General features: G+C 56.4%; 1 protein-coding gene. It reads left to right on the plus strand.

Going from position 1 to position 594, the window contains the following annotated elements:
* Positions 1-594 (plus strand): asparagine synthase-related protein (locus FD09_RS15615; protein WP_235812319.1); only part of this gene is annotated, 594 nt, incomplete at both ends.

Genomic DNA, 594 nt, shown 5'->3' on the forward strand with positions numbered 1-594 from the left:
ACCTACCGCGACCCGGCCATGGTTACCCGGATGCACACGCCGAGCTTTGAAGAAGCCACGACCGGCATCCGTGATTACCTGGTCAAGGGGGTGGAAAAGCGGCTCCACGCTGACGCTCCGGTGGGCTACCTGTTGTCCGGGGGCCTGGATTCTTCCCTGGTTTGCTCGATCGCATCTAAGTTAATGCCGGGCAAGAAGTTACGGACCTTTGCGATCGGGATGGACCGCAACCCGATCGATCTCAAGTACGCCCGCGAAGTTGCCGACTACTTAGGCACTGACCACACCGAATTCATCATGACTCGCGACGATGTTTTAGGGGCGCTGCGTAAGGTTATTTATACCCTGGAAACCTGGGACATTACGACCATCCGGGCCTCGATCGGAATGTACCTATTGTGCAAGAAGATCCACGAAACGACCGACCTGAAGGTGATCCTGACCGGGGAATGTTCCGACGAAATGTTTGGCTACAAGTACACCGACTACGCGCCAAACGCCGAGGCCTTCCAAAGCGAATCGATGAAGCGGGTTCGTGAACTGTACATGTACGACGTGCTGCGGGCCGACCGTTGCATCTCGGCTAACTCCCTT

Source organism: Schleiferilactobacillus perolens DSM 12744 (genome assembly GCF_001435585.1).
Lineage (GTDB): Bacteria > Bacillota > Bacilli > Lactobacillales > Lactobacillaceae > Schleiferilactobacillus > Schleiferilactobacillus perolens.